Annotated in this window: 7 protein-coding genes; 3 read left to right on the top strand and 4 right to left on the bottom strand. The window is 69.1% G+C overall.

Annotated elements, in window-relative coordinates:
- Nucleotides 1-86 precede the first annotated feature (86 nt).
- The 4 genes from VPH61_RS01580 to VPH61_RS01595 form a co-directional block, all read right to left on the bottom strand.
- The gene (locus VPH61_RS01580) at nt 87-3020 is read right to left on the bottom strand and encodes a carbohydrate binding domain-containing protein (protein WP_332061770.1); all 2934 of its coding nucleotides are present in this window, start codon (nt 3018-3020) and stop codon (nt 87-89) included.
- A gap of 41 nt (nt 3021-3061) precedes the next feature.
- The gene (locus tag VPH61_RS01585) at nt 3062-4105 is read right to left on the bottom strand and encodes a hypothetical protein (protein ID WP_332061771.1); all 1044 of its coding nucleotides are present in this window, start codon (nt 4103-4105) and stop codon (nt 3062-3064) included.
- Nucleotides 4106-4203: 98 nt separating this feature from the next.
- Nucleotides 4204-4833 carry a hypothetical protein gene (locus VPH61_RS01590; protein ID WP_332061772.1) on the bottom strand — a complete coding sequence of 210 codons (630 nt, stop codon included), beginning with the start codon at nt 4831-4833 and terminating at the stop codon, nt 4204-4206.
- Nucleotides 4834-5113: 280 nt separating this feature from the next.
- On the bottom strand, nt 5114-9334 hold the full coding sequence (locus VPH61_RS01595; RefSeq protein WP_332061773.1) for a beta-L-arabinofuranosidase domain-containing protein: 4221 nt from the start codon (nt 9332-9334) through the stop codon (nt 5114-5116).
- Between the two features lie 229 nt (nt 9335-9563).
- Between VPH61_RS01595 and VPH61_RS01600 the strand changes: the two genes are divergently transcribed.
- From VPH61_RS01600 to VPH61_RS01610, 3 genes are all read left to right on the top strand, one after another.
- The gene (locus VPH61_RS01600; RefSeq protein WP_332061774.1) at nt 9564-12542 is read left to right on the top strand and encodes an immunoglobulin-like domain-containing protein; all 2979 of its coding nucleotides are present in this window, start codon (nt 9564-9566) and stop codon (nt 12540-12542) included.
- A gap of 107 nt (nt 12543-12649) precedes the next feature.
- Nucleotides 12650-13681, top strand: a complete 1032-nt coding sequence (locus VPH61_RS01605; protein WP_332061775.1) for a hypothetical protein — start codon at nt 12650-12652, stop codon at nt 13679-13681.
- A gap of 82 nt (nt 13682-13763) precedes the next feature.
- Nucleotides 13764-14189: an ArsR/SmtB family transcription factor gene (locus VPH61_RS01610; RefSeq protein WP_332061776.1), complete on the top strand. Its 426-nt coding sequence runs from the start codon at nt 13764-13766 to the stop codon at nt 14187-14189.
- Nucleotides 14190-14199 lie beyond the last annotated feature (10 nt).

Here is a 14199-nt window from a genome sequence, read left to right on the forward strand (position 1 = left end):
GACGTTCGAGCCCCGGTCCCGAGGTCGGCCTCGGGACCGGGTTCCGAGCGGTACGGACCCGGATCGACCGGGTCCGCCCGCCCAGATCAATTGCACGCGCGGGCCGGGTACCCGGCCTCGCTCTCTGCAGAAACGGTTTCGCCGTCGATGGTCGCCGAGAATCGAGCGGATGCCGCGCCCTCGGGCACGCTCGTGAGGCGTGTCGTGAACGCGTGCACCGCATTCCCGCCGGGGGCGACCGAGGCGAAGGACCTGCTGCCGTACGCCGTCTCGAAGGCGACCGTGATCGGCACCTCCTCGGCGTTGCTCGCGCGCACGGTGACGACCGCCTTTCCCGCCACGCAACGGGTGCCGGCCGTCAGCTCGACGTCGAGTGACGGTGCGGGCACCTGCAGCGTTGCGAGCCGGGCGAGCTGCAGGCTGAGCGCCCGCTCGGGGGCGTCGAGCTGATTCTGCGTGCCGACTGGGGCGGCCGCTGCCGATCGGGCGTCGGCGAGCGCGGCGAGCATCGATGCCCACGCCTCGGCGGGGTAGTCGATCGAGTCGAGCGACTCGGCGTGGGCGATCGCGGCATCCAGGTCGCCGTCGTCGAGCGGCTGGTTCTGCGACGTCAGCGTGTCGCTCAGCAGGAAACGGTCGACGTCGACGTGACCGCCGGCCTGCTGGGTCGCGTAGTTGAAGAGGCCGACCCGGTGGCCCATGAAGTGCGTCAGTCCTCCGTCGAGCCGGAGCGGTCCGACGGGGTCGCCGAGGCTGCTCCACGTGAGCCCGTCGAGGCTGTAGCGGAAGGTCGTGAACAGCTGCCCCGGCGTGCGAGCGAAGTCGAGGTCCGCCTTGAGGTGCACCTCTGACGCATCCCCGAGTGCCGCGGTGCGACCCGGTAGGAAGCTCTCGATCGCCGACTGGTCGATCGACGCCGCGAAGGGCTGGCCACGATGGACGACCCCCACGGTGTTCACACCTTCGACGCGCTTGACCGCAACGTACGAGAAGTCCCGGTTGTATGCCGCGAGACCGGCGACGTCGCCGTCGTTCATGCCGGAGATGTCGAGCTTCGTCTCGACCGACTGCCGGGGGCCGAAGGTGCGCTGCGACAGCGTGTTGCGAGCTTCTTCGAGCCAGGTGAGCTCGCCGGCCGAGCCGCGGTGCGTGTATGCACCGGTCACGACCTTGCCGGCCGTCATCCGCAGCCAGCCCTCGCGATCGGTGAGCGACCAGTACCGATTGTCGGGCGCGTGGTTCCACTCCCACGCCAGGTCGAGGTTCGATCCGTTCGGGGCGATCTCGTCGGGATGCGGCAGCTCGGTGGTGACGGGGCGCCCGACGAGTGACGCGTCGTCGACCGTGAAGTCCATCAGGTGCGTGTCGGGATCCGTCGACGGCGTGCTCGTCCACGGGGTCTCGATGAAGATGCGCACATCCGAGAGCGCCTGCCCCGCCGGAATCGTGAAGGAGCCCGAAACCTTGCCCCAGGTGCCGCGAGTCAGTGTGGTCGCCGAGGTGAGGTTGGCGTACGTCGTACTGCTCCCGCCGTACCGGGCGGTGAGGTAGAACGGCTTGGTCGCCGGGCTGGCAGGGTTGTCGTATCTGACCCAGGCCGAGATGTCGTACGTCACGCCGTGCTGCACCTTGCCGGTGACGTTCTGCGCCGGACCGGAGCCAGTGGTCGAGCGCCCGGTGACCGCGATGGCCGTCGAGCCGCTGTGCGCATCGGTGGTCGTCGAGAGTGTCGCGGTGTCGTTGACGGTCCAGCCGTCGGTGCTTCCGGACTCGGCCCCCGGATTGCCGAAGAGCTCGACGCCGAGGAGCGACTCGTCGAGGTCGGGCGGCGTCGGCAGCGTCCATTGCTCGTCCTGGTACGCACGATGCGGTGCGTCGTTGTCGAAGTCGTCGGACGCGACGATGCTCTTGAGCCGCTCCAAGCGCTCCTGCTCGGGGGTGAGCTCGATCGGCTTCTCGAAGACGCCGTCGACCGGCACCACGCCGTTGTCGCCGAACGTCGGCCACCCGTCGCTCCACGTCGCCGGGATCAGCGCAGGGATGCGGCCGATCGGAAAGGTGTCGCGGAAGAAGAACCCGTACCAGTCGTCATCGCCCGCGTCATTCGCGATGGGCACGAGGCTGCCCTGGGCGAATCCGTTCGAGTTCAGCGCGCCACGGGACTCGTAGGGCGCGGGCGTGGCGGCGAGTCGTCCGAGCAGCTCGCTCGAGCGGAACATGGCCACCTGGCGGCCCGTGCTCGGCCAGGTGATCATCACCACGTAGTACTGGCCGTCGATGTAGAACGCCTGGGCGCCCTCGAAGAGACCGCTGCTGCCGACGTACGGGTGGCTCGCGTAGTCGCTGCGCTGGATGAAGTTCGGAAAGTCCTGCTCGATCGCGGTCAGCGTCGGGTTCAGCCGCACGGCGCTGACGCCGCCGTAGATGATGTACGGCGTTCCGCCTTCGGCGTCGTCGAAGAAGAGCGACGGGTCGTGGAGGCTCCGGCCGAGTGCCGTCCTCGTCCACGGTCCGTTCTCGATGTCGTCGGTGCGGTAGATGTAGGCGCCGCCCAGGTTCAGCGAGTTGATGAGCACGTAGAAGGTGCCGTCGTGGAAGCGCAGCGACGAGGCCCACTGCCCCTGCCCGTATGAGTTCGAGCCGTTGCGGAGCGAGGCGGCGTCGCCGATGTCGAGGCGGTCGAACGCGTAGTTCACGATCTCCCAGTTGACGAGGTCGTACGACTTCATGATCGGTGCGCCGGGGCTCAGCTGCATGGTGGTGCTGATCATGTAGTAGACATCGCGCCCCTCGTCGTTCTGCGACGCCGGGACCCGCTCGACGCTGACATCCGGCACATCGGCGTTGAGCAGCGGAACCGAGTAGGTGCCGTCACCGTTGTCGGTCGTCGTGTACGACGACTCGGGATTCCATTCGTCGGCCGCCTGCGCGACGCTCGTCGTCGCGAACACGCCGATGCCGGCCAGCAGGCCCGCGGTGATGAGTGATACCGATCTGAGTGCGAACTTCGTTTCGAACACGCGTTCTCCTTTGATACGCAAATGGGACGAGACCGGCCGGCTCAGGCTCCGCTCTCGGGAACCGCGTCGCGACGGCCTGCTTCACGCGCCTGCCTGACCAGTTCCTCGACGCGACGTACCGAGCGACCGCGGCGCCAGACGACGGCCATCGTGATGAGTGCGAACCCGGCGAGCACGAGCAGCTGCGGCCACGGAATCGCCCAGACGAACACCGGCGTGGATGCCGGCGCGACCTCAGTCGACTGACCGTCGGCCGTGGTGATCGAGGGTGCCAGGGCGATCTCGCCCGGGAAGGCGAAGAGCGGCCACACCTGGTCGACGACGAGCGAGAAGGTGTGACGCTCCCCCGGCAGGATCTCCTGCGGACCTGCGCTCTCGTCGGGGAACGGGACGTGCTGCCCGGCGAGATCGAGCACCCCACCCACCTCGAGCCGCGTGTTGCCCTCGTTGACCACGTCGAAGGAGACGTCGATGCGTCCGGGTTCGAGCGGGTTCCACGAGGTGCGGTAGTCGGTGCGCACGTCCTGAGCCGAGAAGGCCGGGGCGAGCTCGCCCGTCACGCGGGTCATCACGCGGAACCCGACGCGGCTCTCCACGCCGACCTCTGCGCCCTCGCCCTGCTTGAGCGACAGTACGGAGGCGGCGATGCCTGCAGCGTGGTCACCCGGCTCCGCGTTGTCGGGAACCGAGATCGTGAAGGGAACGACGACCGTGCCACCGGGCTCCACCGTGACGCTTTCGGCAAGGGTGATCCAGGTGCCGGCGTCCACCGACTCCTGGTCGGACGGCAGCATGTCGAATCGGCCGTTGCGGTTGTAGAACCCGTCGGCGGCCGCGACCCGGAACGAGACCGCCTCGGTGCCGAGGTTGCGCACCGCGAAGTGATCGTCGATCGTCGCACCAGCGTCGAGCGAGTGCTCGATGGCCACTCGCCCGTCAGGCCCGGATGCGTCGGCCGGCGTGACCGACCACGACACCGCGGCGGCCTCGTCGGCCGCTGCCGGGGTCGCGGTAGCGATCAGCGCGACCGCGCCGGCCGCGGTCGCGAGGGCGGCGAGCGCGGCTCGAAGTCGAGTTGTGTTCACGGCGAGTCCTGGTCGGAGAGAGGCGGTCGGTGAGATGGGGGCCGAGGGTGCGGCCGGGCCGGCGATGTCGCGCCGACCCGACCGCGTTCCGGGCCGGGTCAGAGGGCGTCTTCGAAGAGCGACAGCGTCAGCAACGACGTGTAGCCACCCGGAGCGACATCGACCGGCGTCTTCAGCACGAGGTTCGCGCCGGCCGTCCACTGGCCGGACGCCGCGGTCGCACTCGCGGAGTCGAGCGCGAGGGCGAGCAGTTCCTCACCGGTCAGGCCAACGTTGTTCGGCGCCGCATCGAGCGATGTCTTCACCTCGTCGCCCGCGGCGACCTCGCCGTTGCCCGTGGTCACGAGCGCCGGCGACCAGCCGAGGTGGTCGGGGGTGATCGACGGCTGACCCGCCGCACCCACGAAGTCGCTCGCCTGGCCCGTCACGTACCAGAAGACGCCCGAGGGCACCTCGGTGCGCGTGTCGGTGACGGTGACGTTCGGGAGGGCGCCGGTGAACTGGCGGTACTCCGCCGTCGAGCCGGTCTCGGTCAGTGCCGTCTCGGTGTTCTCCACCGTCAGGCTCAGCGCGCCGTTCTGCACCTCGGCGATGTCGACCTTGACGTCGACGCCCGAGCTGCCTTCGGGGTCGGGGTAGGCGGCGAACGCCGCGGTTCCGACCCCGACGAGCATGAGCCCGCCGAGCACGCCCGCAGCGCAGCGCGCTGCAGCACCTTTGCTGATCATGATTTCTCCAGTTCCTCGGCCGGCGTCGGCCGAACCGAATCGGCGTGCAGCGGGGGTGCTGACACGTTCGCTTTCAGGCTCGAGAGCATGACCGGGGTCGGCTCCTCGCCTCTCACGGCCCTTCGGGGGGCCATGGTCTCGCCCGCAGCACCTGCGGGACGATCGTGAGGATGCAGGTGGCTCCGAAGGGCGTCGAGGTGCGGCGCCCTCGAACGCGACCGTCGTGCTCCCATGCCGATCACCCCTGCCATTCGCGCCATCTCCATGCTCCAGTTCGCGTTCAGCCGCAGTCTCGGGCCGCGTATGCGGCTGCGATCTCGGTGGAACGGGGCACGCCGTCGACCGTCGCGGTGGCGGTGACCGTCGCCGCACCGGCGTCGATCGACGCTGCTCGGCTCGAGAAGGCCTTCGTCACCGAGGCGCCGGCTGCGAGGGTTCCGGTCGCGGTGCCGTGAGCGGATGCCGCGACGTATTCCACCGGCACTTCGCCCCCGTTGCTCGCCTTCACGACCACCACGACCTTGCCCGCCACGCACCGGGTGCTCGCTACGCCCGACACCGCGAGTTCGGGCTCCGGTGCAGCGCGCACGATCTGCAGGGCGTAGGTGACCTTCGTCGTGTGATCCTGCGCGGACGCCTCGATCGACACGATCGTGGGGGCGTCCCCCGAGGCGAGCGTCACCGTGCGCGGCTCGGTGTCGTCGATGAGGATGCCGTCGACGGAGACGAGCCCGCTCGCCACGGCCGGGTCGAGGTCGAGCTGCACAGTCGCCGCGTCGAGCGGCACGGTCGCGGTGTACTCGTGCGTGCCCGCGGCCAGTTCGGGCGACAGCGTGCCGCCGGCGACCTCGAGCTTCGAGAGCTCGGCAACCGCGTCGTAGTCCTTCGTCGACGAGGTGTACAGGCCGAACAGTCCGCCGACGTAGCTCGTGCCGTTGCTCTGGAAGCGAACGGTGACGACGGGGATCTTCTGCCCCGCGGCATCCAGCACGTATTCGCCCGCCTGGTCGCGCTTGTAGCTGTCTTCGGCGGCGATGCCGTCGAGGATCCCCTGCGGGATCTCGTCGTACTGGAGGTACCAGCTCGTCGCCCCGTTCGCGTTCGTCACCCGCTCGTGCTTCAGCAGCACGTCGTTGAGGTATACGTCGAAGGTGCGCCCGTTGTCGCCGCCGTAGTACCTGGCGGCGAGGTAGTTCGCCGGCAGCGAGGGGTCGACGACCATGTCGTACTGGAAGAACGCCCCGGCGGCAGGCGGCGCGTGCCGGAAGCTGTTGCCGTTGAACACGCCGACAGTCGAATTCGAGAACTCGTAGTTCTTGTCGGCCTCGCTGTTGTTGTCGTCGAACGAGGTGAGCGAGTCGATCGTCGTCTCGTCGACGCGCAACTGCTGCTTCTGCTTCAGGATCAGCGCCTGCGCTTCGGCCGAGTCGGGTTGCACAAGGGTCATGTAGGTCGCGTAGCGGGCGCCGTAGAGGCTGTAGTACGGCTCGAAGGTGAGCGCGGCCGAGGTCGCGTCGACGCCGTGCAGCTTGAACCGCATCGTGGTCATGCCGTTCGCGTTCACCCCGTCGGCGATGCGCGCGATGTTCGTCACCGCGTTCGCCTTCCACGCGGCCGCGTCGGCCACGACGACGTCGGAGCTCAGCGACTTGTCGGCGACGCCCATCTGCACGAGCACGCCCGCGGTGTAGCTCGCCGCGACGTTGTTGCGGCTGAGCTCGGTCGCGAGCAGCACGGGGCCGTACTTGAAGGCGACCCAGTTCGGGTTCTCGGTGCCGTCGTCGACGGTGACCTTCGCCTGCAGGGCGTATTCGATCTCGTCTCCGGCGGCGACGGGCAGCGTGACGTAGCCGTCGCTCGTGAGCGCCGAGGCATCCGTCACCTCGCCGTTGACCGTGAGGGTCGGTGCCGAGGCGACCCAGCTCGGCACGCGCAGCTTCAGCATCGTGCCCGCGCCGACCGCCCCGCCGTCGAGGGCCGCGACCGACAACCGCACGGTCGGGCTCGCCGGCACGTCGGCCGTCTGCGTGAGGCGCAGGTTCTGCGGCTCAGAGCGCAGCTCCGAGCTGCGGAACTGATTCACGTAGACGGATGTCTCGTCGCTGAAGTAGATCGAGTCGCCGAGCTTCGTGAAGCTCTCGATGCCCGTGCCGTGGTCGCACCAGAACTGGTCGAGCGGCGTGCCGAAGATCTTCGCGTAGCCCGAGGTCTGCGGCTGGAAGTAGGTGACCATGCCCGTCTCGGGACTCTGCGAGGCGAGGATCGAGTTGATGAACGTCGACTCGTAGTAGTCGGCGTACTTCACCTCTTTCGTCACCGCGAACAGGGCATGGCTGAGCTTCAGCATGTTGTACTCGTTGCAGCCCTCGGCGGTGGAGTTCTCGCCGTAGCCGGAGGTGACGCCGTTGGTCGCGAACTGGTACAGCGTGTCGGCCCCGTGGAAGTGCTCGGAGTGGCTGTTCGCCCCGTTGGCGTAGGTGTGGTCGTCGATCACGATCTGCCAGAAGTTCTCGGCCGCGGCACGGTACATCGGCAGCGCGTCCTTCTCGGCCTGCGTGAGGGTGGCGTAGAGCGCTTCATCGTCCATGAAGAGGGTGTAGCGCTTGAGTGCGCCGACGAGCTTCGGGATGGTCGTGTTGGCGTGCTTGCCGTTCAGCACGTCCTGACCGTTCGCGAGCGCCTGGAAGAGCGGCACCTCGTCGAAGTACTCGGCCGCGCGCTTGTGGTCGGGGCTCCTCGTGATGCTGAAGAGCTCGTAGAGCGCCTCGTTCATGCCGCCGTACTCGGTGTTCAGGATCACGGCGGGGTTCGCGAGTGACGCCGCGTAGTTCTTGACCCAGGAGCCGAATCCGGATGCAACGGAGAGGGCCTTCGACGAGACGTCGGCGGGCGCGTACTGGTGCGCGTCGATGAGCCCCGCGAGCACCTTGTGCAGGTTGTAGAACGGCACGAGCAGTCCGTCGCGGCCGCTCGGCAGCGCGTTCAGCGGGAACGGCGCGACGTACCCGGCGCTGGCGGGATTCGCGGCCGCCCAGGCATCCTGACAGCGCTCGAGGCCTTCGATCGCGTCCGTGAGCTTCGCGAGCAGTTGCGCCTTGATCGAGGCATCCGTCGTGGTCGCGTAGGCCTGCGACAGCGAAGAGATGTAGTGGCCGAAGAAGTGGCCCTGGAACCGGGTGCTGGTCGAGCGCTCCCACCCGCCGTATCCGGTCGCGGTCGTCGGGGTGAGCCCGGCCTGCACGTACCAGGAGTAGAGGAACTTCTCCGGATCGAGGCTCAGCAGGTAGTCGATCGTCTTCTGGTTCGCATTCAGGAGGTAGTCGTCGGCGAGCGTCACGTTCTCGAGGCCGGCATCCGAGAGGTACTGGGCGGATGCCTCGCCGGCGGGTTGCACGACGAGATCGAAGTCGCGCGTGACCGCTGCGCTGCCGCCGTAGCTGGCGCTCGCGCTGAGCCGCACCGGAGCTGCGGCGCCGTCGGGGCGGGTGACGCGCGCCATGTCTCCGTCGATCGAGATGACGGATTCGTCGGAGGAGGTCCATTCGATCTCGCTGCCACCGGCGCCGGTGCTCGGCACCGAGAAGTCGACGGCAGCGCTCTCGGGGAGTTCGACCGCGTCGAGATCGCCGCGCGCGACGGTGGCCGGGTCGAAGCCGGGAGTGCCCCGCTGCGTGAGCGTCACGACGTCGGCGACGGTGGCGACCCCGTCGAACAGCGCGTACTCGTCGAGAAGACCGTTCAGGTGCGAGCCGTTGTAGGTCGGGCCGTTGTAGCCGATGGTCTTGGTGCTCGTGCCCTCGGCGCCGAGCACTCCCGAGGCGGTCTCGCTGACGGCGACCTTCACGATCGCGGGCTGGCGGATGCCGTTGCGGTAGAAGGCGACGGCCTTGCTCTCATGGTCGTAGCTCGCGACGACATGCGTCCACTGCCCGGCCGGGAAGAAGGCCGCGCGGTCGGCCTCGACGGCGACTTTGTAGGGCTGGCCGGCCGAAGGGCCGATGGAGAGCGCGAGCGGCGTGGTGGCGTTCTCGGAGGTGAGGTACCAGCCATCGGAGTTGTACGTCGTCTTGCTCCAGGCGAACGTCTGCTCGCCGCTCATGGCGGCGCTCGGGTTGTACCAGAACGAGACGGTGAGGTCCTGCGGCTGAAGGTACGAGGCCGTTCCGACGTTCAGCGCCGTGGCGCCGTTGAACGAGAACGCCTGGCCGTCGATGCCGGCGGCGTAGCCGGCGACGCCCTTCTGCAGGCCGACGTTCGCGGCATTGGTGCTCGAGTCGGCGAGGTCGCCGTCGAAGTTCAGCTCGAGCACCTTGGATGCCTCGATGCTGAGTTCGCTCGTCGCGGCGGCGGCCGGCGCCGCCGACGTGACGAGCCCGCCGATGAGCGCGCCGATCGCGGCGATCGCGGCGACGGCGGTGGTGCGAGCCGGTCTCGGCTTTGCACCATTGAGGGCGGGGGTGCCTGCGCGGAACGCGCGGACGGTGGCGGCATGCGTCGACATTGACAGCTCCTCGGACCTACGGCTTCGGTGGCGGGGCGGACCGGCGATGGCGCTCTTGTTACCGGTAACGCCAGACCGTAGCACAGAGTCGAGAAGTGGTGCCAGAAGATTTCGGCACACGGTCGCTTCGTCATCGATCCTTGGATTTCCGGCAATGTGTCCGGTAACATTCTCGCGATCCGGCGTTTCTCTTCGTCGGCCTCCGTCAATGGCGACTGCAAGGAGACCCATGCGCCCGTCTGCCGTCCTCTCCCGATCTCGTGCCGGGCGGCTGCTCGCCGCAGCCCTCACCGGCACCCTGGTCGCCGGCCTGTGCGCGACCGCGCCACTCGCCGCATCCGCCGCAGAACTGCCCCCGGTCACCGCTCATTACGACATGTCGCATGCGGGCGGCACCCTGCTCGACATCTCGGGCAACGGCCGCAACGCCGCACTCACCGGGCTCGCCGACGGCTCGTTCGCCGATGCCGGCGGCGACGCCGTGCTCCGGTTCGAGAGGAACGGGTACGCCGCGCTGCCCAAGGGTCTCGTGACCGCTTCCGACAACGACTTCACGGTCGAGTACACGGTCTCGAGCCAGACGGCAGGCAACCAGTTCGGCTGGGTGATCGGCGACGGCGTCGGCGCCTGGAACACCACCGCGCTCGGCAACCACGTGTTCGTGAACCCGCGCTCGAGCGAGTCCTCCTATGCCAACGCGGTGCTCTCGGGAATCAGGGTGAAGACCGGCACGAGCAACGGCGAGGTGCGCCTGCCGAACGGCGGCGGCCCCAACCGGGGCTTCACGACGCTGACCTTGGTCGGCAGCGGCAACGCCCTCACCCTGTACCGCGACGGCGTGCAGATCTCGACGACCACGCACGCGTACTCGCTGAGTTCGATCGTTCCGACCGGCACGACACTCGGCTACCTCGGCCGCTCGCTCTACGCGCCCGACCCGATGCTGCAGGCGGATGTCACCGACGTGAAGTTCTGGGACGTCGCCCTGAGCCAGGCGCAGGTCTCCGAGAGCATGCCGACGGCGGCCGCGAAGTCGGCGACGACCGATGCCATGCTGCGCGCCGACCTGCTCCCGACCGTGCTCGCGGGCAACCCCTCGGCCGATGCCGTCTCGCAGAACCTCTCCCTGCCTGCCTCCGTCAACGGCGTCACGCTGAGCTGGGCCTCGAGCGACCCGTCGGTGATCTCGAACACCGGCGTCGTCTCGCGCGCCGTCACCACCGACACACCCGTGACCGTCACGGCCACGACCTCGCTCAGCACCACGATCGCCTTCGACCTCACCGTGCTCGCCGCCTCGGCGTCGGCCGACCTCGAGGCGATCTCGCTCGCGGCCCGCACGACCGAGAACCTGCCGCTCGCCACGACCGGATCGGTCAACGGTGCGACCATCACGTGGGCGTCCTCCGACCCCGCGCTCGTCTCGCCGACCGACCCCGGCTACACCGCTCCCGCGGTCGGCGCCCCCGACCCGTTCGAGGGCGGCGGTCTCGTCGATCGACCCGCCTACGGCGCCGGCGACCGCGAGGTCACGCTCACCGCGCACGCGGTGCTCGGCCAGTCGACGGTCGAGAAGACCTTCACCGTGACCGTCGCCGAGCACGCGCGCTCGGCACCCGACGCAGGGTACGCCGCCGCCTACTTCAAGTCCGACAGCGACGAGAAGATCTACCAGGCCGCGACCTCGGGCAACGACTTCTTCACCTTCTCGCCGGTCAACGGCGGCGCCGCCGTGATCACCTCGACGACGGACACCACGGGACTGCGCGACCCGTACATCCTGCGATCGCACGACGGCGACAAGTACTACATGGTCGCCACCGACCTCTGCATCGGCTGCGGCACGGGCTGGGGCCCCGCCCAGTCGGCGGGCAGCCTCAAGATCGAGGTCTGGGAATCGGTCGACCTCGTGCACTGGACGCGCACGAACGGCATCGACACCGGCATCACGATCAACCAGCCCGAGGCCGGCATGACCTGGGCGCCCGAGGCGTACAGGGACGACGAACTGCAGTCGTACGTCGTGTTCTTCGCGTCGCGCCTCTACTCGGATGCCTCGCACACCAACACCGACAAGCTTTACGCCCGCATGTTCTCGGTGCTGACCCGCGACTTCAGAACCTTCACCTCACCGCCCGCGACGTGGCAGGACACGGGGTACGCCCGCATCGACTCGACGGTCACCAGGATCGGCGACTACTACTACCGCTTCACGAAGAACGAGGAGGGCGGTGCCGCAGGCACGCTCGAGGCCGGTAAAGACATCTTCCTCGAGCGCTCGAAGGTGCTCACCGCGCCGACGACCTCCTCGAGTTGGAGCGCCGACCCCGAAACGACGTGGCAGCTCACCGACACCCGCATGACGAGCCTCGAGACCGGCCAGTCGGGCGAAGGACCCGAGATCGTGAAGCTCAACGAGGGCGACCCCAACAACGCGTCGGGCGACGGCTACGTGTTCCTCGTCGACAACTACGGCGCAGGCGGCTATCGCGCCTTCGCGACGACGGGCACCGAGATCGCCTCGAGTTCTCAAAGCGACCGCATCTCGCAGCGCTCGAGCTGGAACGTGCGCCCGGTCGGCGGACTGCCGGCGAGCCCCCGGCACGGCGCGTTCGTCAGCGTGCCGCAGACGGTGCTCACGGCCATGCACGACTGGACCGGCATCACGGCCGTCGCGTCGACCACGACGCTGACCGCCGACGGCCGTGACGTCACGGCCGAGGTGGTCGCCGCCGACGACGGTGAAGTCACGGGGACGGTCACGTTCTCGGGCGGCGACTGGAGCACCACCGTGCCGCTGCAGAACGGCACGGCCGCCGTCACCGCTCCCGCCGGCATCGCATCGGTCACCGCGAGCTACGACGGCTACCGCGATGCCCTCGTGGCCACTTCTGCCTCGGAGCCCGTCGAACTGCACGGCGACCTCGAGCTCGACGCCGCGGCCACGACCCGGTGCGTCGCCGGCAAGGTGCAGCTCGTCGTCACGGTGCAGAACGCCGGCGACCAGCGCGCGGCGGTCGCGATCCAGACCCCGTACGGCGGCAAGAGCATCTCGATCGCCGCCGGCGCCTCCGCCTCGGCCGCGTTCGCGACCCGAGCGGCGTCGATCGCCGCCGGCACACTCGCCCTGACCGGCAGCAGCGCCGACGGCAGCACCTTCGAGGGTTCGTTCAACACCCCGGCCGCCAACTGCGGCGATCTGATGTAGTCACGCCCCTGCGGCGAGCGGGCCGGATGCCCCGCGGCATCCGGCCCTCTCGCATGGTTCTGCCGGTGTCGCGCAAATGGCATGCTTGTCGCCATGGTCAGGGCTCGATGAAGCAGGCGTTCGCGACGAAGATCGTCGGTCGATTCAGGGCGTACCCGACCCGGGTGAAGGTCGCGGCGGCCGCGGCCGGCGCCGTCATCGTGCTCGGTGCCATCTCCATCCCGGTCGGCGCGGTCGCCGTCGATGAGCACAACCGGCAGCTCTCCCTCGAGGTCGCGGCGAAGCAGGCTGCCACCGAGCAGCAGGCGGCGGCTGAAGCCCTCGCCGGGGCGAAGAGCTCGGCGGCGCAGCTCAATGCCGGATACGCCGGACTCACCGGCTCACTCGCTGCCGCCGTGCATCCGGATGCCGCCGCGACGTTCGACGCCGCGCGCGTGACGCTCGCCTTTGCGATCGCCGACGGCGACCTCGATGATGTGGCGACGGCCGTCGCTGCCGTCGCCGACGCTTTGGAAGGTCTCGTGGCCAGCGCCGAAGCCCAGGCCGGGGCGCTCATCAGTGCGAGTCCGCTCGCCGGCACGTCGAGCGAATCGCTCGCCCAGGCGGTCGCCGATCTTGCCGCGGCGGATGACGTCGCGGCGGCGCTCGCACTCGTGAAGACCGCCTCCGACGCCGTCGTCGCGGCCCAGGCGGCCGGCCAGGCGGCGGCCGACGCCGCCGCGGCCGCCGCGAAGCAGGCTGCGGAAGCGCAAGCGGATGCCTCGGGCGGAGGCGGCCCTTCTGGTGGCGACCCTTCCGCTGGGCCGGTCTGGAGTGCGCACCCTGACAGCCCCGGGATCATCGGGATGCATCCGGGCGAGCGCGGGAGCTGCGGGGAGAACCCGACCGGCCAGACCGTCTGGCTCGACTTCGGCTGGCAGGCGCGTGAGGGCAACACGGTCGAGATCTTCTACGCCCTGACCGACGGCGACTACCAGGCGAGCGGCGGCTACAGCCTCATCGCATCGGGCGGCTCGTCGGGCACCGCCAGCATTCCGGTGCCGTGCCCAGTCGGCCCCGGACCCTGGTCCTATGTCTCTGTCAGGGCGGTCGCGAGCAACGCGCAGGGGTCCGCCGCGGCCCACTACTGGGGACTCTGAGGGTTACTGGGGACGCTGAGAGCCGTCGCCGCAGCATTCATTAACCGTTGACTTATATAAGTCAAGATGCAATCATGCTCGTATGCACGCGCTCGATGTCCTCGGAGATCCCGTGCGACGCCGCATCCTCGAACTGATCGCCGATGGAGAAGCGCCGGCCGGTGACGTCGGCCGCGTCATCCAGGCGGAGTTCGGCATCTCCCAGCCTGCCGTGTCGCAGCACCTGCGGGTGCTGCGCGAGTCGGGCTTCGTGACCGTGCGACCCGACGGGGCACGGCGGCTGTACGCCGTCGACCCCGCGCCGCTGGCCCAGGCCGACGCCTGGTTCGACACCTTCCGCGGCTTCTGGCAACCGAAGCTCGACGCTCTCGGCACCGAGCTCGCACGCGGCCGGCTGGCGCAGCGGAAGGCAGCCGATGCCGACCGACAGGCCGACGGCGAGCCCGAGCGCAGCGACCCATCCCCGAGCGACGGCCCGACGACTCCCGTCCACCCGCCGCGACCGTAAAAGCGAAGGA

Source organism: Agromyces sp. CCNWLW203 (assembly GCF_036576125.1).
Taxonomy (GTDB): domain Bacteria; phylum Actinomycetota; class Actinomycetes; order Actinomycetales; family Microbacteriaceae; genus Agromyces.